This is a genomic window from Nitrospirota bacterium (assembly GCA_040754395.1).
GTDB lineage: Bacteria > Nitrospirota > Thermodesulfovibrionia > Thermodesulfovibrionales > SM23-35 > JBFMCL01.
The window spans coordinates 41,109-61,362 of sequence record JBFMCL010000020.1 but is presented as its reverse complement, the minus strand read 5'-3'; the positions used below and the strand labels follow the sequence as shown (position 1 = coordinate 61,362).

Annotated in this window: 15 protein-coding genes; all 15 read left to right on the top strand. The window is 43.2% G+C overall.

The annotated features are described in order from the left end of the window. Window positions 1-305: 305 nt before the first annotated feature. The 15 genes from AB1552_10745 (at window position 306) to AB1552_10675 (ending at window position 20,178) form a co-directional block, all read left to right on the top strand. Entirely contained in the window at window positions 306-452 is a 147-nt protein-coding gene (locus AB1552_10745) for a hypothetical protein (protein ID MEW6054246.1), read from the top strand. Window positions 453-506: 54 nt separating this feature from the next. Beyond that, entirely contained in the window at window positions 507-692 is a 186-nt protein-coding gene (locus AB1552_10740; GenBank protein MEW6054245.1) for an HTH domain-containing protein, read from the top strand. Window positions 693-867: 175 nt separating this feature from the next. After that, entirely contained in the window at window positions 868-1,812 is a 945-nt protein-coding gene (locus tag AB1552_10735; protein ID MEW6054244.1) for a GDP-L-fucose synthase, read from the top strand. 11 nt (window positions 1,813-1,823) lie between these two features. Then, complete coding sequence (locus tag AB1552_10730; protein ID MEW6054243.1) at window positions 1,824-2,987, top strand: DegT/DnrJ/EryC1/StrS family aminotransferase; 1,164 nt, start codon at window positions 1,824-1,826, stop codon at window positions 2,985-2,987. A gap of 80 nt (window positions 2,988-3,067) precedes the next feature. Next, window positions 3,068-3,883 (top strand): alpha-1,2-fucosyltransferase, encoded by an 816-nt coding sequence (locus tag AB1552_10725; protein ID MEW6054242.1) that lies wholly within the window; start codon window positions 3,068-3,070, stop codon window positions 3,881-3,883. Window positions 3,884-4,244: 361 nt separating this feature from the next. Continuing rightward, entirely contained in the window at window positions 4,245-5,048 is an 804-nt protein-coding gene (locus tag AB1552_10720; GenBank protein MEW6054241.1) for a hypothetical protein, read from the top strand. Further along, a complete protein-coding gene (gene glf / locus AB1552_10715; GenBank protein MEW6054240.1) occupies window positions 5,041-6,135 on the top strand; it encodes a UDP-galactopyranose mutase in 1,095 nt (364 codons plus the stop codon). The genes AB1552_10720 and glf overlap by 8 nt, the downstream gene beginning before the upstream one ends. A 19-nt stretch (window positions 6,136-6,154) precedes the next feature. Then, window positions 6,155-8,677: a glycosyltransferase gene (locus AB1552_10710; protein MEW6054239.1), complete on the top strand. Its 2,523-nt coding sequence runs from the start codon at window positions 6,155-6,157 to the stop codon at window positions 8,675-8,677. Between the two features lie 340 nt (window positions 8,678-9,017). Further along, window positions 9,018-16,163, top strand: coding sequence for a glycosyltransferase (locus tag AB1552_10705; GenBank protein ID MEW6054238.1), 7,146 nt, complete (start codon window positions 9,018-9,020; stop codon window positions 16,161-16,163). Window positions 16,164-16,519: 356 nt separating this feature from the next. After that, a complete protein-coding gene (locus AB1552_10700) occupies window positions 16,520-17,173 on the top strand; it encodes a response regulator transcription factor (protein MEW6054237.1) in 654 nt (217 codons plus the stop codon). Window positions 17,174-17,371: 198 nt separating this feature from the next. Beyond that, a complete protein-coding gene (locus tag AB1552_10695) occupies window positions 17,372-17,518 on the top strand; it encodes a hypothetical protein (GenBank protein MEW6054236.1) in 147 nt (48 codons plus the stop codon). A gap of 115 nt (window positions 17,519-17,633) precedes the next feature. Continuing rightward, complete coding sequence (locus tag AB1552_10690; GenBank protein MEW6054235.1) at window positions 17,634-18,389, top strand: hypothetical protein; 756 nt, start codon at window positions 17,634-17,636, stop codon at window positions 18,387-18,389. 3 nt (window positions 18,390-18,392) lie between these two features. After that, window positions 18,393-18,608 (top strand): hypothetical protein, encoded by a 216-nt coding sequence (locus AB1552_10685; GenBank protein MEW6054234.1) that lies wholly within the window; start codon window positions 18,393-18,395, stop codon window positions 18,606-18,608. Between the two features lie 5 nt (window positions 18,609-18,613). Next, entirely contained in the window at window positions 18,614-19,978 is a 1,365-nt protein-coding gene (locus AB1552_10680) for a twin-arginine translocation signal domain-containing protein (protein MEW6054233.1), read from the top strand. Window positions 19,979-19,998: 20 nt separating this feature from the next. Continuing rightward, complete coding sequence (locus tag AB1552_10675) at window positions 19,999-20,178, top strand: hypothetical protein (GenBank protein ID MEW6054232.1); 180 nt, start codon at window positions 19,999-20,001, stop codon at window positions 20,176-20,178. Window positions 20,179-20,254: the final 76 nt, after the last annotated feature.

Sequence of the window (20,254 nt, the reverse complement as noted above, 5' to 3'; positions counted from 1 at the left end):
TGCATTGCGGGCAATCTGCCGGCTTCGGCCACGGATATCTTTTCCCGAACTCAAAAAGCCTCTTTACATCTATAGCAAAATGTAGTATCAATAAAATGTTTTGGGGGGATGATCAGGAGGGGGTTCTCGCCAAAAGAAATCTCCTGGTTATCCCTTTTCCTTTGGGTTAATTGATTCTGAACCAGGATTTCTTTTATACAAAAGATTGTAAGAAAAAGATAGGTTTTTAGGTTAGCTTAATGTAAGAGGTGACACTGAGAACTGATGCAGCAAAAAGATTTAAGAAGGTTCAGAATGCAACGGCGATGATCTGGAAACTTCTCCAGATAGCAGAAAAGAACTTTCGTGCCTTAAAAGGATACTGGTTATTGGCTGATGTTTATAAAGGAAGGACTTTTGTCGATGGTGTATTGAAGCAGGAAACCAAGGTGCTTGAAAGGATGGCCGCCTAAATGCTTTTTACACACCTATTGACATGACTCCGACAGGAATGCAGGTAGAGCAAAATAAATCCTGAGGAACTGAAGCACGGCAGCAAGAGACGCAAGGTAAGCGAAACCCGAAACATAATCGCCCGGCGGAGCAGTGAAGAACTTGGACTTTCCGGTGCGGAGATTGCACGTCATCTTAAAGTGAACACATCAAGCGTTAACAGGGCTATAGCCAGAGTTGAAAAATTGGTGGTTCAATGAGTAATGCACTCTGAGAACCAACGTCCCTAATATATTGCGAGCACCTGAAAGGTGCGTGGCAATCTCAGATGATAAGACGAGATTGCGGAGTATGTGGAGTACAAATAATGTAGAGAAATGAAAAATGTTATTATATTAATAATGCTGATACTCGACCTTTTTCGTATGCGGACTTATGAATAAAAACGATACCATCTTTGTAGCCGGTCACAATGGAATGGTCGGCTCCGCGATTATGAGAGCCTTACTGAGTGAGGGCTACAATAGAATTGTCACCGTTAGCAGACAGGAACTCGATTTACGGGACACACGAAATGTTGAACTTTTTTTTGCGCAAGAACATCCGGCTTACGTTTTTTTAGCTGCTGCAAGGGTCGGAGGGATTCAGGCAAACAGGGAATTTCCGGGAGATTTTCTCTACGATAACATCATGATTCAAAGTAATATCATTCATCAGTGCCTCAAGGTCGGCGTAAAAAAACTTGTATTTCTGGGTAGTTCTTGTATTTACCCGAGGGAATGCCCTCAACCCATGAAAGAAGAATATCTTATGACAGGTCCTCTCGAACCAACCAACGAAGGTTATGCACTTGCGAAAATAGCGGGTTTGCGTTTGACACAGTATTATCACAAGCAGTATAGGTTGCAATGTCTGAATCCTATACCATGTAATCTTTATGGGACTAATGACAGCTTTGATCCAATGAATTCACATGTTCTTGCAGCGTTAGTCAAAAAATTTGTTGATGCTATTGATGAAAATCAAAAAAAAGTGGTACTCTGGGGAAGTGGCATTGCAAGACGGGAGTTCATGCACGTGGATGATCTTGCTTCTGCATTACTGTTCCTAACAAAGAATTGGAATTCACCTGAAATAATTAATGTTGGATGGGGAACTGATATATCAATCAAGGAATTAGCTGAAATAATATCAGAAAAAGTTAATTATTATGGGAAGATATATTGGGATAATGGCATGCCCGATGGAATGTTGAGAAAATGTCTTGATACTTCCAAGTTGGACTCATTAGGATTTAAGCCTTCCATAACACTGGATGACGGTATAGACCGGGTGATTAAAGAGTATCGAGACCAAAAATATAACAAAGGACTATCATAATGATCCCACTCATGAAAAATGCGTTTATTAATGAATATGAAACGAAACAAGCACTTGCGGAGTTTATAGTTAAGGCCCAGCGACTGAGCATGGACCATCACTGCTTTGAATTTGAGAAAGCCTTTGCTAGCTATCAGAACCGCAAATACGCTGTATTATTCAACAGTGGTGGTAGTGCCAATCTTGCGATTATACAGACATTGGCAAACCTTGGTCTGTTAAAGAAAGATGACAAAATAGGATTCTCGGCTTTAACCTGGTCGACTAACGTAATGCCGATAATCCAGTTGGGCTTTGTACCTGTCCCCATCGATTGTGAGAAAAAAACACTGAATATGATGTCATATAATTTAGAGGAAAGGTTGAGCTCAGTCGAATTGAAAGCTTTGTTTATTACAAATGCCCTTGGTTTTGCGGGGGATCTGGATGTGATTAGAAATATATGCAATGAGCACCGTATCATTTTAATTGAAGACAATTGTGAATCGCTTGGGACTGAATTGCCGGCTGGAAAGACCGGTAACTTCGGGATTGTATCGAGTTTTTCATTTTATGTTGCCCATCATATGTCTACAATCGAAGGTGGTATGGTTTGTACCGACGATGAGAATATCGCAGAAATGCTAACTATTGTCCGGGCTAATGGCTGGGACAGAAATCTCAATTCTGAACAGCAATTCAGGTGGCGCAAGAAAATGCATATACGCAGCGAATTTGATGCAAAATACAGTTTTTATGATTTGGGTTTTAATTTCAGACCCACCGAGATAACAGGTTTCTTGGGGCTTCGGCAATTACAGTTTTTGGAGGAAGCAATAGATAGACGTGAAAAAAATTACAGGCGCTTGAACAAAATTATCGAGTCTAACGCTGATCTTTTGCCATTGGATCATTCACACATATCCCGATTGTCCAGTTTTTGTCTGCCGGTGTTGTGCAAGACACCAACATTAAGAGAAAAATATCTGTTTCAGTTTAGTGGCGCTGGTATTGAAATCCGTCCCATGATTGCAGGTAATATGCAGAATCAGCCTTTTTACAATAAATATGTGCAAAATAAATATGATTTGCCAGAAACGGATTTCATTCATAATTGCGGTTTTTACTCAGGAAACTACCCGGAACTGACCGAAACTGATCTGGAAGTCATATCCAGTTGCTTAAGAGCGCAATAGTCAATGAATGCTTGCATGAGCAAGTCCAACACTTTCATATCAAGTTCTCCATTAAGTGATTCTCCAAGGTTAAAGGCCAAGTGGTTATTGTTTTTTTAATCGGCGGACTGGGCAATCAATTATTTCAATATGCGTTTGCCCGCAAAATCGCCTATATGAATGAAGTTCCCCTGAAACTTGATATCTCCGGGTTTCAAAGCTACCGTTTACATAGATACTCTCTTCAGCACTTCAATATTATTGAGGATATTGCATCCATAAACGATATTATGAGTATTCGCGGTTCCGGTTCCATTGTAAGAGAAAAAGCATATTATTTTGATCCTGATATGCTGCAAGTACCCAAAGACGTCTATCTTGAAGGATACTGGCAGAGCGCCAAGTATTTTGACGACATAGAGAATGTTATTCGGCATGAATTCACTTTAAGAAGCGCCCCAGATGCTGTTAATGAAAAAATGGCACAAGAGATTCTGAGTGTGAATGCGGTATCTGTACATATTCGGAGATGTGACTATGTCAGTAATCCTCATACAAACAGAGTGCATGGTATCTGCCCTGCAGATTACTATTACAGTGCCATAGAGAAGGTTACCAAAATAATAGACAAACCTTGCTTTTTCGTTTTTTCAGATGATCCGGCATGGGCGTTCAATAATCTGCGACTCGAATATCCTACGTCTTATATGACCAATAATGGCCCTGACAGAAATTATGAAGATTTGTGGCTTATGAGTTTATGCAAGCATCATATTACCGCCAACAGTACTTTCAGTTGGTGGGGGGCATGGTTGTCTGCTAATCCTGAAAAAATCGTTATTTCTCCGAAAAAATGGTTTGCATCGCAAGAATTAGATCCGAAGGATCTTATTCCCGAATCGTGGCAAAGACTTTAAGTTTCTTGCCAGATGCACTGTCTCTGAACATTTATTCCATAACTTCAGGAGAAATAAGTGTTATTATATATCAAAATCCAGTGATAAGAATGGCTTTGCGAGTAACAACGAAGCAATCTCGCCTATTTTGAGGAGATTGCCGCGCTCCCTGTAGGTGCTTGTAATGACTGATAAATCAAGTATTCTCTGTCGTTATCGCTGGATTTCAGATATATGTATCGAGAAAAACTCTATTTGCGGGATATTACGTTTTGAGATAAGAAACAGAATGTTAGATTTAGATATACCGGGAACATAACGGACTACAGAATTTATTTCTTTAGCAAAAATGTATCAAGCTGACATTATTAACTGTGACTGGATGGATAAAAGGAAATTAGTTTTCCCCCAACCGGTGGTAATCTATAACAATATTCTTCCTTTTGAACCGCCTTCTAATGTTCTCAGAATATTAACCGTTTTTTCCGAAGTGCAACCTTTTCGTATTCCGAATGCTGAAGTAATTCGAAATAGGGATTTGTTTGATCTCATTCTCGCTCATGATGAAGAAATTCTGACCGCTTGCAGCAATTCGCGCCTTTTTGTATTTGGCACGTCATGGATAGACCCGTCAGATGCTCAACAAATAGAGCCTACGAAAAAAACATTTGATGTTTCATTCATATGTGGTGCTAAAAAATTTACGGAAGGCCATTTGCTTAGACAAAAAATCTGGTTCCGCCAAAAAGAAATTAAAATGCCAAAGTCCTTCTGGATCAGCGGTGCGCTCCCAGTTGAAAGTATCGACAATAACCCCATATTACCGATTTCTCCTTCCAGCAAACTATTAATGATGAGTTCTCAGTTCCACATTGCAATAGAAAATGCAAAGGTTAATAATTGGTTCACTGAAAAGCTTCTAGATTGTTTTATTACGAAAACCATCCCTATTTATTGGGGATGTCCCAATATTTCTAATTATTTTGATCCATATGGAATGATATTTGCTGAAAGCGTTCAAGCAATAATCGATATTTGTAACACATTAAATCCAGCATATTATCATCATAGGGTTGCTAGTATTGAGTTTAACTATAATATATGTTTAAAATATTGTATTGAGATAGCTATACGACTAAAAGAAGTAATAAACGAGCATTTTTTCCCATTTTTGAAAAATGTATGATTTTCTGATTGTCGGTTGTGGTTTTTCTGGCTCTACATTAGCTGAGAGAATAGCAAGTCAGCTGGATAAAAAGGTATTAATTATTGACAAGCGAAATCACATAGGTGGAAATGCTTATGATCACTATGATAATAATGGAGTTCTTATTAGTAAATATGGCCCGCATATTTTTCATACTAATAATAAAAGTGTTTGGAATTATATATCACAATTTACAGAGTTCAACGACTATGTTCATTACGTAGATGCCTTTGTCGAGGGAAAATTTTATGCATTACCGCTTAATATAAATACAATAAATGATTTTTTTAAAAAAAAGTTATCTTCAAAGGAACTACCGAAATTTCTGAATAAGATTAGAGAACCAATTGTCAATCCCCAAAATTCAGAAGAAGCAATTGTTAGTAAAGTTGGATGGGATTTATATAACGCATTCTATAAAAATTATACTAAGAAACAATGGGGGATAGATCCTATACAGTTAGATGCTTCTGTAACTCTTCGCTTGCCAATCAGAATGAACAATGACAAGAGGTATTTCACAGACAAATGGCAAGGCTTACCGAAAGAAGGCTTTACCAAAATATTTCAAAGGATGCTTGATCATCACAACATTCATATTTTGCTAAATACAGACTTTAGGAATATCGTTAACGAAGTAGTTTTTGATAAACTTGTGTATACGGGTACCATTGACTCCTTTTTTAATTATTACTTCGGTCAACTTCCTTACCGAAGTTTAAACTTCCAATTTGAAAGATATGCCAAAGAATATCATCAGCATACCGGCGTTATCAATTATCCAAACAATTATGAATTTACACGCATTGTTGAATATAAATATCTTTATAAACAAGAGATTTCGAACACTACTATCAGTAAAGAGTATCCTTGCTGGAACGATGATGAGCCATACTATCCTGTACCATCATATGAAAATAGAGCCAGATATAAATTGTATCAGCAGACAGCTGACAAGCTGCAAAATGTTTATTTTTGTGGACGGCTTGGAACATACCAATATTTAAATATGGATCAATGTATAGCCCAAGCGCTTAATTTATTTGAAAATAAATTAAGCGCTTGATTGATAACCTGATCAATCTATGATGTGTAACGACTATAACCAGCAACGTTTTATTTTTAATTGCCAGGCTTTGTTTCATAAAAATGAATGGAATAAAGACAAAGTTATTTTAAGAATTGGTGGTGCAGTAAATTCAATAATTGAAAAAATAGTAGAAAATAATAAGATTATTAGTGTTGATATTAGTTCAAGTTATATCAATACTGAATATAGACTTGACATCCAAGCTGACGCTCATTCTCTGCCTATGCTTTCTGATAGTAGTATTGATTTGGTAATATCTTCTCACACAATCGAACATTTGACTAATCCTTTAAAAGCTCTTTTAGAATGGAAAAGAATATTAAAAGAAGATGGAATTATATATGCATGTATTCCACACTATCAAAAGACTTTCGATCATAAAAGATGTGTTACAACGCTAAGCCATTTAATAGAGGACCTAAATAATAACGTCGGGGTTGATGATAAATCACATACAGAAGAATTCTTAATGAATTTCGATATAACAAAAGATTTTTGTTTTAATAATTTTGATATTTGGCATAAGAACTATTTATCAAATCCCCAAATTTATACTCACTATCATGTTTTTGATTTATATATAGTGCGTGAGATGATGAATTATGCTGGGTTCAAAGAAATAGATATTTTTTATAGAGATATACATATCGAGTATTTTGGGAGAAAAAAAGATAATCACCTTTTAGTTTCTATAGCAATTCCTTGCTATGAAATGCATGGGTATGGAGTGGAGTTTTTGGATTTCAGTTTGAACAAAATTTATGAACAGACATATAAAAATATTGAAGTAGTAATTTCTGACCATAGCACGGATGATAACATTTATAATCTATATAAAAAATGGGAAAGCTTTCTTAATTTAAAATATCTGAGAAATGAGAATAAACGAGGCAATTCTTCAGCAAATTTAAATAACGCCTTGATCAATTGTACAGGTCATTTAATCAAGATTTTATTCCAAGATGATTTTCTCTTTTCTGATAACAGCATAAAAGAAATTGTTGAGGCATTTTCTCAAAACCCTCAGGCCTCTTGGTTAGTTACTGCATGTGAACACAGCAATGATAGCATTAGATTTTATCGTCCATTTTATCCCCAATATAATAGAAACATCTACTTAGGAAATAATACAATTAGTTCACCCAGTGTACTTACAATTCGTAATAAGAATATTCTGCTATTTGATGAGAATCTAATTTGGTTGATGGATTGCGATTATTACAAGAGATTGCATGATAAGTATGGTGAACCTTTGATGTTGAACAAAATCAATGTGGTAAATAGAACATGGGACTATCAGCTCAGTAAAATCGTAAACGAAGAGTTAAGACAAAAGGAGCATAATTATGTTAAGGAGAAGTATCAACATATAATTTTACAGCACAATAGCAAAATATATATAGTAATCCCCTTTAAAAGCGAAACAGGCGGACCTGAAGCATTACATCAACTTTCTCATAAATTTAATATATTAGGCTATAATTGTTACGTTGCTTACAAAGAAAGCGCTTTTGGCGATATTTTATGTAATGGGAAACCTTCCTCTCGCATATATGATCAATATATTACCAGAGAAACTGTTCATATAGAAGATCAAAAGGATAATATTTTAATAGTCCCTGAGGTCTGGACACAGCTATTGGATAAATTTTCAAAAATTAGAAAATGCATTTGGTGGTTGAGTGTTGATAATAATTTACGATCTTCTGAGGGAAAGTTTAGCAATTGGAGTGATTCAAATATCTATCATCTTTGCCAGTCTAATTTTGCCCAAAATTATGTTGAAAATAATGGAGGTAGAAATTTTTATCTTGGCGAATATTTGAATCATTTATTTTTAGATAGAAATATCAGAGTAGCTCATAGGAAAAATATTGTTTTATTCAATCCTGCCAAAGGTTTGGAAACAACTGTTCAAATTATAAATAACTGCAAAAATAATTCAATAGAATTTATACCTCTCAAGGGATTCAATACTAGTCAATTAGTACATCTTTATAACATGAGTAAGGTTTATATTGACTTTGGTAATCATCCAGGCATGGATAGAATCCCTCGAGAAACAGCATCAAATGGATGCTGTGTGATTGTGGGTAAAATAGGAGCAGCTAATTATTATAACGATATGCCTATACCTGAAGAATATAAATTTGATTTCAGTAACATCAATAGTATTTGTTCTAAAATTAAGGAATGTATTGATAATTATGATGTGAAAATTATGGACTTTGACGGATACAGAAAATTTATAAAAAATCAAGAAAACAAAATGGAAGAAGATATTGGGAAAATTTTTATCAAAAAAATGGCTACAATAATAAAAGGACCGACTCCCGAGGAGGAAAAGCTTCTCAACTTACTTCAAAGCGATTTCCGTAATGTCGAAGCGCTGACAGGACTTGCATCATTCGAACTACATCGTTCAAACTTCAAAAAAGCAAAAAATTATCTTATTGCAGCTCTAACCTTAGAACCTCAGAATATTGCAGCAAAGTCACTATGGGAAAAACTGCATTAGTGACATTGTTGTTCTGAATTATTTATTATAAAAAATTATGGAATTCTCTTGCATCGTTCTGATATTCAGTAAAGACCGCGCTCTAAAGCTTGATGCAGTACTGCGTTCCTTTCTCTTATATGGTCGAGATATCGAAACAACTCAAATCCGCATTTTATATACTACTTCAGCTACCTTGCATACCACACAATATGAGAAACTTGCTGAAGAGTACAGACAGCATACATCCATTCAGTTTATTCGTGAGCAGGATTTCCGAAGCGATATGTGTGCCCTACTGGCTCCTTTTCACCATGTTCTATTTCTTCGTGATAACAGCTTATTTGTAAGGGATTTCAGCATGTTTGAGGTTCTCCAAAGTCTGGAAAGTCACACTGACGCTCTTGGATTCTCTCTTCGTCTGGGAAGAAATACCCAATACTGCTATTCTCTGAACAGGGATCAGCGACTTCCCGATTTTGAAGCCGTAGGCAAGGGCATTCTGAAGTACGATTGGTCAAAGGGTGAATGTGACTTTGGCTATCCACTTGAGGTCTCGAGTTCTGTTTATAGGACAGAAGATATCCTGCCCTTTATCGCTCAATTTCCGTTCCGTAATCCAAATACTCTTGAAGCATTCATTGACGCCAACAAATCCATATTTCAAAAAGAAAAACCCTTCCTTCTGTGTTTTGAGCAGTCTGCTGCTTTTTGCACGCCGGCAAATATTGTCCAGCAATCGTGGACAAACAGGGCAAGTAATAAGAGGGAATACAGCCCTGAGAAACTGACTGAACTCTTCGAGAAGGGATACAGGATCGATCTCAGGCAATTCATGCATTTTACCCCAAATGCCTGCCATCAGGAAGTTGAGCTGAGCTTTATTGACGCGTCGGGGAAGCCATTTGTTCCTTCTCCTGTGATACACGAGGAGGCTCCACTCGTATCCATTCTCATTCTGAATTACAATGGACTTGAAAATATAAAAGCCTGCCTTGAATCAATACGGAAAAATACTCCTGAGAGGCATGAGATTATCGTTGTGGATAATGCTTCAACAGACGGTTCGCTCGAGTACCTGCGTTCGTTGCCGGATATCATACTGATTGAAAATCCGACAAATGTCGGCTGCCCGCCTGCCCGCGCCCAGGCGATGTCGCTCGCAAAAGGTAATTACGTTATCCTGCTGGACAATGACACGATCGTTACAAAAGGATGGGTGACAAGATTCATCGCGCATATGACGTCTCATCCTTACATTGGGGTGCTGGGTCCCCGCTCAAATTATGTCTCTGGAGCGCAGATTGTGCCAAATGTTTCATACCAGAACATCGATGAACTGGAAAATTTCGCGTCACTGTTTACGCAACAGCATCACGGTCAACTAACGCCCTCTGTCCGGCTTGTCGGATTCTGCATGTGCATCCGGAGAGAAGTCATTGATAAGATCGGGAGCATTGATGCATCGTTCGGAAAATTCGGGTTTGAGGACGATGACTATACCTGGCGGGCAAATATCGCCGGGTTCAAGACGTATATCGCAAATGATGTCTTTATCCATCACACGGGAGGACCACAGGGCCGTGGCGACATGCAGTATAACAGACAATTGTGGGAGGCATGGGAAAGATACAAGAGTAAGTGGAATTTGCCCAAAGACCTGCCATATGGACATCATAATTCACCACAGATGTTGTCGGATATTCTGGCCCAGCCCTTTGATCCAAAAAAACATTATATCCCCGTTCCTGAACCTTCGGAGATTAAACACTTAGTATATACTGGTTCCGCGCCGGAACTGAAAGAGCCCATGAATATATTAAGTGACACGCAGATGATGCACCCTGTTGAACAGGAAACTGATCCTGCCCCGCATCAATTCAGGACTGAAGGATTGGTTTCCATCGTTATCCTTCTCTCAGGTCAGCGGCAGTATTCAAGAAAGTGCGTGGAGAGCGTTCTGAAACATACCAGAGAGTCATATGAACTGATATTTGTTCCCCTTATTGCCTCGTTTGCCCCGCCGAAATGGCTCCGGAGGCTTCTGAAGGAAAACAGGAATTGCAGATTGATAAAAGTACCCTCTCACATTGAGGGGGGAGGGAGTCAAGGAGTCAAGGGGTCAATGGACTCGAATCCTCGAACCCTCGAATCCCTGAATCTTTCATCACAGCCTTTGGGTTTTTCCCAAGCCTGCAACCTGGGGATGGCTGAATCATCGGGTGAGCACATCGTTCTTCTGAATGATGCGGTTGAAGTCACGAAAGACTGGCTTACGGGTCTGCTTGAATGCCACAGCAGTGCTGACGATATCGGGATAGTCGGGCCCATGACGGTAAACATGGAAGGACGGCAGGGAGTTAAGATTGCCACGCCCTCCGGGCTCGCAATGACAAAAAAAGAATCTGCTCGCAATGACACCTTTTCTTCTCGTCATTACGAGGAGTCCGCCAAGACGGACGACGAAGCAATCTCCCGCATCAAGCTCAACAACGAGATTTCTTCGCCTTCGGCTCGCAATGACAAAAAGACGGGGCATTGTGAGGAACGAAACGCGGACGGAACAGCCCTTGAAGCGTTTGCAAAGGAATTCAGGGACAGGAACAGATACCGTCGTGTGTATGTAAAAAACGTGGACAGTTTCTGCATGCTCTTCAGTCACGAGATGGCGGAGAAGATCGGTCTCTTCGATGAGCGGTATGACATGCCTAAATATGCGGATAAGGATTATTGTTTCAGAGCTTCAGAGGAAGGGTACAGGAATATGATCGCCGGTGATGTATTTGTGCATTTCCATGGCCATCACAGACCTGACAGCCGGACTGCAGACATTGCCTCTCTCCTCAATAAAGACAGACGAGTCTTTATCGAGCAATGGATACATCAGGGCGGTCCTGAAGCCGACGCAAGGAAACGGTTCAGCATGGACAGCCTTTTTCTTGCGGATGAATTGAGGCAAAAGGGAGAAAAAGGGAACGCAGTCGTTACGCTCAGGCAGGGGATCGACGCATATCCTGATGACAAAAGACTCTACTTCGCCCTCGCAGAATTACTGATCGATGACGGCAAATTCAAAGAGGCCCTTAATGTCCTGGAACACTTGCCGGAGGGAATAAAGAATGACGTAATGGCGCTTGAGCTTATGGGCTACTGTAAGGAAGGGTTGCGTCAGCTGACTGAAGCTGAGCAGTATGCCGATGAAGTCCTGAATATGCGCACCTCTGCCGGAGCCCTGAATCTCAAGGGAACTCTCGCTTTTGCGAAACTCCTGTATCCTGACGCGGAGAGATTTTTTCAAAAGGCGCTGGATGCCGACATGGGATATGGTGAATCCTATTCAAATCTTGGTGCGCTTAAATGGAGTCACGGGAAAAAAGAGGATGCATTCACCCTGTTCGAAAAGGCATTTGTTCTCTCCTCTACGTCTGAAGACATAGTGATCAACTACTATTCTGCTGCGGTAGATCTCGGGAAATTGCCTGAAGCAGAAAAACGCTTCCGTGAGGCAATTGGGCTTTATCCATTCTGCAGAAAACTGCAGTTTATCCTTATCGACAACCTCCTTCAGCAGGGGCTCTTCCGACAGGCAATGGACGAGATACAAAAGGCGTTGATTGCCTTCGGGATCGATGACGATACACTCAATCTTGCGCTGAAGCTGAGGCAGAAGGTGGGAGTGATGGAGATAAGGTCGTCAAGGGGTTCATTTAATAGGATGCAAGGGGAAATGGGGTCAATTGAGGGAGAAAATGCTGACATTGCGAGGAATGCCGATCCCGACATGCGTCGGGACAGGACGACGAAGCAATCTCATAGTGACATCGAAACGGAAGAGATTGCCACTCCGTCTGAGGCGGATCGCAACGTCAAAAAAGAGGGCACTATCTCTTTATGCATGATCGCAAAAAACGAAGAGCAAAATATCATGCACGCGCTTCAGAGTGTTCAACCTGTTATTGACGAAATGATAGTGGTAGATACAGGTTCCACAGACAGGACAAAGAAGATTGCACGGGTGTTTGGCGCAACCGTACATGATTTCCCGTGGACAGACAACTTTTCCGACGCGCGTAATTTCTCTATCTCAAAGGCAACAGGAGATTGGATACTGCTTCTTGATGCCGATGAGGTGATCGCTGCTTCGGATTATGAAAGGCTCAGAGAACTCATTACAGAGGGGTCGAGGGGTCGAGGATTCAAGGATTTGGACAAACTTCAACAGACAGTCATTGCGAGGAGCACCTCTTCCCCCGTCATTGCGAGGAGCGAAGCGACAACGCAATCTCACTTGGAACAGCGAGATCGCCACGCTCCGCTCGCGATGACGACACAAAAAGGTCATTGCGAAGAGCAGCGCGACGATACAATTCCGTCCTCCAACCCATTCCGTCATTGCGAGGAACACGGTGACGAAGCAATCCCGCCGTTCAACGCCAACAGAGAGATCGCCACGCCTCCGTTCACCCGCGATGACAAAAAGGGAACCTCCAAACCTTCCGTAGCCTATTCATTCGTCTCGAGGAACTATGTCGGTGAAGTCTGCGTAAACTGGTATCCCAACGACGGGAAATACCGGGAAGAGGCCGGCTCAGGATGGTTCCCGAGCAGAAAAGTGAGGCTGTTCCCGAATGACTCCCGCATCCGGTTCGAAAATCCCGTTCACGAAATGGTTGAAAATTCTCTGAAAAAAATCGGCATAGATATCAAGCCAACAGAAATACCCATCCACCATTATGGGAAATTAATGAAGCACCATGTGCTTGCAAAAGGTGAGCTGTATTATCAAATGGGAAGAAAAAAACTCTCCAAGCAGGGTGAAAAAGATCCGGTTGCTCTGTATGAATTAGCGGTACAGGCTTCAGAACTCGAGAAATTTGATGAAGCTCTGGAATACTGGCAACAACTTATTGCTATCAGGCCTGATATTGGAAAAGCCTACTATGGGTTAGGGACATCATACTACAGCCTCGGGAGGTATGAGGAAGCCCTCTCGTCTTACAAAAAGGCTCTCCAGCTATCCCCTGATTCCATAGATGCAAGTTTTATGTATGCAACCTGTGAACTCTATGCCGGCAATCCTGATGCAGCTATCCGTGCTCTCAAAAATATCCATGCAATAGAATCTGATAATCCGCTGGTAGTGCAATTGCTCGCAGTATCATATTTCTGCTCTGACAGAAAAGATGAGGGATTTGAATATGCCAAAAAGTCACAGGACTCCATGTTCAATCCGGGACCATATTTTACAAATATGGCGGAACAGTTAATCTCATTGAAACGGTTTGATTATGCCTCCCGGCTGCTTGAGGCAACAGTGATGCTGGGTCTTGCGACTGAAAAAACGCGCCGTCTGCTCGCGGAATGCCGACAGCGGGATCGCCACGCTCCGCCCGCGATGACGACAAAAGACAGGTTGCCTCACCCCCTCCGGTCACCCGCAATGACGACACAAAAAGATCATTGCAAGGAGCACCTTTTCCCCCGTCATTGCGAGGAACGCAGTGACGAAGCAATCTCATCGTTCAACGCCAACAGAGAGATCGCCACGCCTCCGGCTCGCGATGAGGACTATGGGAGTCATTGCGAGGAACGCAGTGACGAAGCAATCCCGTCGTTCAACACCAACAGAGAGATCGCCACGCCTCCGGCTCGCGATGACGACAAAAGACAGGTTGCCTCGCCCCCTCCGGTCGCCAGCGATGAGGACTATGGGAGTCATTGCGAGGAGCAACGCGACGAAGCAATCTCATCGTTCGGAACAACACCGCAATCGCCACGCTCCATCCGCGATGACTTACAAGAGGAAGAAGACAGACCGTTTCGCTCCTCTTCCAACGAATCTCACACTGTCTCAGATCTCCGCCGGTCTCAAACGATCTCTGATTCACAATCCCCCAATCTCAATGAGGCTCCATCACTCTCTGTCTCTTTATGCATGATCGCAAAGAATGAGCAGGATAACATTGCCCGCGCCCTAATGAGCGTAAAAGGCCTTGCAGATGAGATGATCGTTGTTGACACAGGCTCAACAGACAGGACAAAAGATATTGCAACAGCCCTCGGCGCTAAGGTATATGATTTTGCGTGGACTGACAGCTTCTCTGATGCGAGGAATTTTTCGCTCTCGAAGGCTACCGGCAAATGGATACTGATTCTGGACGCGGATGAAGCTATTTCTTCCTCTGACTATGGAAGGCTCAGAGAACTCATTACAGAGGGGTCGAGGGGTCGAGGATTCAAGGATTTGGGTAAACTTCAACAGACAGTCATTGCGAGGAGGACCTCTTCCCCCGTCATTGCGAGGAATGCAGTGACGAAGCAATCTCACTCAGAACAGCGAGATCGCCACGCTCCGCCCGCGATGACGACAAAAGACAGGTTGCCTCACCCCCTCCGGTCACCCGCGATGACGACACAAAAAGGTCATTGCGAGGAACGAAGCGACGAAGCAATCTCGTCGGTCAACGCCAACAGAGAGATCGCCACGCCTCCGGCCCACGATGACTCTGAAGAGCATGCAGACCCTGAATCTCCGGAATCATTAAATCCTGCCGCTGTCGCCTATACACTCGTCAGCCGTAATTATGTCGTACCAGTGAATACTTCAGGATGGATTAAAAATGATGGGGCATACGCGTCAGAGGAAGCGGGCACAGGATGGTTCCACGGCGAGAAGGTACGGTTATTTCCGAATGATCCTCGCATTCGTTTTGAGGACCCTGTGCATGAGCGGATCGAACCATCGCTCACTACACTGGGGATTTCTGTGCAGCGCAGTGAAATACCCGTTCACCATTACGGACTGCTTGATGAAGAAAAAATGGCAGCCAAGCACGAGTACTACTTCATGCTGGGAAAGGAAAGACTTGTCCAAAAAGGCGGCGATGATGCAAAGGCTCTCTTTGATCTTGCTGTCCAGGCATCCGGAATCGGAAAATATCCGGAGGCACTGGAATACCTGGAGAAAGCTGTCTCGAAAAAGCCCGATTTCTCGAATGCCCTTGAAAGCATGGGAAATGTTAATTATAATCTTGGCCGCTATGCAGAAGCGATTTCGGCATATAACCGGGCAATGCAGATTTCACCTGTGTCGAGAGATACAGTTGTCCATTATGCAACCTGTGAAGTTTTTACCGGTGCCGTAGAAAACGCCATTGCCCGTCTTGAAGCATTGCTGCAAAAAGAGCCCGGATATCCGAAAGCGATGACTGCCCTTGCAATGGTACTTATCTGTACAGGGCAAAAAGAAAAGGGGTTCGCATATATCAATGCATTGAGAGAGATGAATTTCAGCCCTGCAACCTATTTTTCATTTTTTGCCAGGCAATTTATCGACACTCATTTATATAAGTACGCGGCATCGTTACTGGAAGCAGCAATTGAAACAGGCAACTTCACTGCGGATACGCAGAAGCTCCTTGTGGAGTGCAGAAAGAAGATGAAAGCATCGGGGGATAGGGATGCAAAGGGCAAAGGGGGCAACCCAAATAAGGCCGATGGGACATAAAAACCCTTCTTCCGCCCCTATTCCGTCATTGCGAGGAACGCCGTGACGAAGCAATCCCGCTGGTTCTGCTCTATTCTGTCATTGCGAGGAGCAGGGCGACGAAGCAATCCCGTCGTTCCATGCCAACAGCGAGATCGCCACGCCTCCGGCTCGCGATGACGACCAAAGACAGATTGCCGCGCTCCCGCTGGTCGCTCGCAATGACGACACAAAAAGGTCATTGCGAGGAGCAAAGTGACGAAGCAATCCCTTCCTTCTGTCGCTTGCAATGACTATTTCTGTCGCTGGATTTGAGAATAGTAAATATTTGCAATTCTTTTTGCCCGATTGGGGATAATCAGGTATAATTACATTTAATGGCGTTGAGACTTTTCATAGGGTGCAGCAATACAATTTTCGGCGAGGGCCTCAAAAAACTTCTCGAAGATGAGCGCGATATTGAAATAATCGGGGTGTTTCCTGTCAGCCCCGATACAAGGAAAGACACTGACTGGCTTTCTCAAATGAAGCCTGATGTGATACTCGCCGACTACAATTCTGATCTTGACGTCCTCTGGAATCTTCCGGACGACTATACAACATTATCCCGCCTGAAAATTCTTCTTATCGGCGACCGGATGATACGCCACATGACCAATAAGCATCTGAAAGACCTGATTCTCAGGGGGGTTGTGGGAATTCTCCCCCCGAGCGCCGATTCGGTTCTACTGAAAAAAGCGCTGAAGGCGGTCAAGTCAGGAGAACTCTGGCTCGACCGGAATGCCCTCATGAAAATCATCAATTCCATGAGAAATCAGGAGAAAAAGACGACATTGGCCAAAAGAGAGAAAGAAATCGTCCTTCTCGTCTGCCAGGGGTACAGAAACAAGGAGATTGCCCAGAAACTCCATATCAGTGAACAGACGGTGAAGTCCCACTGTAACAGGATTTATAAAAAAATCGGGGTTTCAGACAGGCTCCAGCTTGCCCTTTATTCGCATAAAATCTCTGAATATAATACTAAAGTTTAGTGCTTTGTAAACTTTAGTATTAATTAGAATTACAACCTTTAGACTTGCGAATTCAAACCTTTTTGTCATTGCAATGATATTATGTATGGGTATAAAATTTAGTCAGAGCAGAAAAACCAGCCTCAGAATAATTACAGGACATCAGGGCAGCAAATTTATGGGCATAAAGCTCAGGTACTCCAGAGGAGGGAGGGAGCTTTGAGAAAAACCAGATCCGAAAGCCTGTTATCGCCAACGACAACCGTCTTTTCCACTATGCGTTGCATCCGTCACCAGGCTCCTCATGCGGAACCGATCATCATTAGCATCATCAGGCTTTCCGGCATCTTCAGCGAAAGGAGGTGAGGATAAAGAGCAAATTGGCGCTCTCGTATATTTCACAGAGCGCAAGGGACTTCGGTTTGAAGTATCAGCAGTTGGCTGTAAAACAATATTTTAAAAAGATGGAGGTGAAAAAACAATGAAGAAAACCTTAGTGCTCGTAACTGCACTTACACTGATTTTGGGTCTTGTCACATTCCTCTGGGCAAGAGAAGGTGGAACCCCCGGAATCTATGGAACTCCGCATGATGTGCAGGTGATCACCGGTGAGGCCGGTCTTGAGCCCTGCGCAATGTGTCATTCACCGCACTCAGGTACAGGACAGTATCCGCTCTGGAACAGGGATCAGGGCCCTCAGTCATACACCATGTACAGAAGCCCGTCCTTCGATATGGCCGTGGATGCGCAATCAGGTCCTGCGGAACCCTCATCACTTTGTCTGGTATGCCATAACGGCGTATTCAGTTCACTTGTGAACTATCCCGGGCCGGGCTCTCACTCAAATGAGAATTACGATTACGAGATGAACCCGACTTTCTGGGCAATGCTTGACATGGACCTCAGCAATGAGCATCCGATCAGCTTCACGTATGATCCGAGCAGGGATAACCTTCAGGACAACAACGGTTTTCCTATCGCGACCCAGTGTCCTACAGCACCATGGAGGTACTGGATTCTCGGAGCAAACGGTGCTAAGTATCCGTTATACGGTGCAGATACCACTGCAGCAACTGATCAGTTTGAGTGCTCAACATGCCATGCTGTCCATGATACCGTGGCATATCCCGGCAAGCAGATGGTTGGAGGCAAATCAGTCGGTTCGCAGGTGTTTTTCCTGAGATCCGATAACTCCGGATCGAAGATGTGCGCAGATTGCCATGTGAACAGGTTATAGTTGATGGAATCTGGCAAAAAATTATTAACACGAAGAGAGCTTTTCAGAGAGATGGTGTCGAAGGACACGTTCAGGCAGGTAGCAGGTGCCTGGTACAGTTTTACCCAGCCACTCTCCGGAGAGAAAAAGAAAGACATGAAACCGAACCAAAAAAGTCTCTTTGAAAAAGTGCAGAGACTAAATTCGCATCACGTGAATAAGAATGGAAAGGAGGGATAAGAAATATGCTTCGTATTACTCGTAGAGAGTTTTTGAAATACTGCTCCGTTGCAGCAGGCGCGCTCGGGCTCTCGGCATCAACATTAATGAAGCTCGATGAAGCGCTTGCGAAGGATTATCTGAGCGGCGGTATACCCGTTATCTGGCTCGATGGCGCAGCATGTACCGGCTGTTCCGTGAGCTTGCTGAATTCCGTTTTCTACACCACGGCGGACGATCTGCTGATCAACACCCTCGACCTCAAATACCACAAGACCATCATGACCGCTGCCGGTTCAGAGATTGGCACAGTCGCAGGACCCAAATCATCAGTAGCCTATGTTGAGTCTTTGTATAACGCATTGGTTCCTGGTGCTAATCCCGCATCAGTCAATTTGCCGTATGTCCTTGTGCTTGAGGGTGCTATCCAGTGCGCGTCGCCTGAAGGTACCGGAAGAGCACGCGGAGATTTTTGCCATGTCGGCGATTTGACCGGAGGTAGCAATGAGACCATGCTCTATAATGCACGCCGTCTTGCAAGACATGCCCTCGCGGTCCTTGCGGTAGGCACCTGTGCGTCCTTCGGAGGAATTCCGGGAGCAAGGGGAAATGCCACAGATGCAAGGGGTGCGCTGTATAAGGGAGCCACATACGGAGCTGGTGCGCTGCTCGACAATAGTCTTGGCGTAGATGCTGCTCCGGTGACAAACATTCTGGGAATGCCCATTGAACAGGCAACGATCAACATTCCGGGCTGTCCTCCACATGCGGACTGGATCGTCGGCACCATCGCCCATATCGTAAGTACCCTCGGCGGATTACAGCCAGTGATAGACTTAATCAATAATGGCGACATAGATGGTGTTAAAGCAAGGCTTGCGGCTGCGATTCCAACACTGACCAACTATCGCCGTCCGTTGGATTATGGGTATCGTGAATACCAGTGTAACGCTGGGCCATGCCCATGGAGGTATAACAATATTCCGAAAAAGGCGCTCAATACCGATCCGTATACCACTCCATGGACCGGCACACCAATTCCACCAAATACTGATCCAGCTTACTGGACTACACCTGGCGTAGGTGGTCCTCCTGGCACCTACCCGCCGAACATTAATTACACCGGCGATGCGGACTACAGTTACAGGTGGCCAACCGGCGACAGCAAGAGACTCGGAAGGGAGAAATGGAAGTCTGATGCCCTCGGATGTCTCGGAATTCTCGGTTGCAAGGGAAGGAAGACGAAGGCTGACTGTTCCCGCAGAAGATGGAATACAGATACAGCCGAACAGTATGGTGTTAACTGGTGCGTAGGAAGCAGAGGCAACTGCCATGGCTGCACTGAGCCTACGTTCCCCGACAAAGTCGGAAAATTCTATACATTTATCTAAGGAAGGAGGTGTAAAGAAATATGGCAACAATTACGATTGATCCTGTAAGCCGGATTGAAGGACATTTGAAAGTGGTTGTTTCAGAGACTGCCGGCACTATTACCAGTGCAAAATGTACAGGCAATCTGTTCAGGGGCTTCGAACTCATCATGAACAGGAGGGATCCGAGGGATGCACCCGTCATTGCCCAGCGTATATGAGCGGTTTGACCCACCGCACATGGGTTAGCTTCAGTTAGAAGCTTAGACAATGCATTAGGGTATGTTACTGATTCCG

Excerpts from the sequence above, each read along its gene's own strand:
- AB1552_10745 (MEW6054246.1), top strand. The coding sequence starts at position 306 with ATGATCTGGAAACTTCTCCAGATAGCAGAAAAGAACTTTCGTGCCTTA.
- AB1552_10735 (MEW6054244.1), top strand. The coding sequence starts at position 868 with ATGAATAAAAACGATACCATCTTTGTAGCCGGTCACAATGGAATGGTC.
- AB1552_10730 (MEW6054243.1), top strand. The coding sequence starts at position 1,824 with ATGAAAAATGCGTTTATTAATGAATATGAAACGAAACAAGCACTTGCG.
- AB1552_10720 (MEW6054241.1), top strand. The coding sequence starts at position 4,245 with ATGGATAAAAGGAAATTAGTTTTCCCCCAACCGGTGGTAATCTATAAC.
- glf (MEW6054240.1), top strand. The coding sequence starts at position 5,041 with ATGTATGATTTTCTGATTGTCGGTTGTGGTTTTTCTGGCTCTACATTA.
- AB1552_10710 (MEW6054239.1), top strand. The coding sequence starts at position 6,155 with ATGATGTGTAACGACTATAACCAGCAACGTTTTATTTTTAATTGCCAG.
- AB1552_10705 (MEW6054238.1), top strand. The coding sequence starts at position 9,018 with ATGTTTGAGGTTCTCCAAAGTCTGGAAAGTCACACTGACGCTCTTGGA.
- AB1552_10700 (MEW6054237.1), top strand. The coding sequence starts at position 16,520 with ATGGCGTTGAGACTTTTCATAGGGTGCAGCAATACAATTTTCGGCGAG.
- AB1552_10690 (MEW6054235.1), top strand. The coding sequence starts at position 17,634 with ATGAAGAAAACCTTAGTGCTCGTAACTGCACTTACACTGATTTTGGGT.
- AB1552_10685 (MEW6054234.1), top strand. The coding sequence starts at position 18,393 with ATGGAATCTGGCAAAAAATTATTAACACGAAGAGAGCTTTTCAGAGAG.
- AB1552_10680 (MEW6054233.1), top strand. The coding sequence starts at position 18,614 with ATGCTTCGTATTACTCGTAGAGAGTTTTTGAAATACTGCTCCGTTGCA.
- AB1552_10675 (MEW6054232.1), top strand. The coding sequence starts at position 19,999 with ATGGCAACAATTACGATTGATCCTGTAAGCCGGATTGAAGGACATTTG.